The following is a 567-nucleotide window of genomic DNA, read 5'->3' on the forward strand; positions in this document are numbered from 1 at the left end:
CCGTCGCGCCCGCGCCCGCGCCCGCCCCGGCCCGCAGCGGCCACTCCGGCCCGGCCCCGCAGAACGGCCAGCTCGCGGCGCTGATCGAGGAGGCCGGCTTCTCGCACGCGGGCCTCGCCCGCCGGGTCGACCAGCTCGGCCTGGAGCACGGCCTCGACCTGCGCTACGACAAGACCTCGGTCACCCGCTGGCTGCGCGGCCAGCAGCCGCGCGGGGCCACCCCGGCGCTGATCGCCGAGGTCTTCACCCGCCGGCTCGGCCGCCGTCTCACCGCCCAGGACCTCGGCCTGGACGCCTGCGCCCCGGTCTACGCCGGCCTGGAGTTCGCCGAGACGCCGCAGGAGGCGGTGGACATCGTGGCGAGCATGTGGCGCAAGGACAACGGCCCGCAGTCCGAGCTGCGGCGGATCGCCTTCACGCCGGCCGGCCTGGTCGTCCCCAGCCGGGACTGGCTGATCGGCCGCACCGACGAACGGGTCGCCCGGGACGGTTCCACCCTGGCCCGGCCGGACGCCGCCGCCGGCCCGCCGTCCGGCAGCGCCACCTCCGCGGCCATCACCGGTGCCC

At 78.3% G+C, this 567-nt stretch carries 1 pseudogene; it reads left to right on the top strand.

Annotated elements, in window-relative coordinates:
• Positions 1-80: 80 nt before the first annotated feature.
• Positions 81-567, top strand: a pseudogene (locus KS423_RS46955) (regulator); the annotation flags it as partial.

The organism is Streptomyces sp. LS1784, from assembly GCF_020103755.1.
Lineage (GTDB): Bacteria > Actinomycetota > Actinomycetes > Streptomycetales > Streptomycetaceae > Kitasatospora.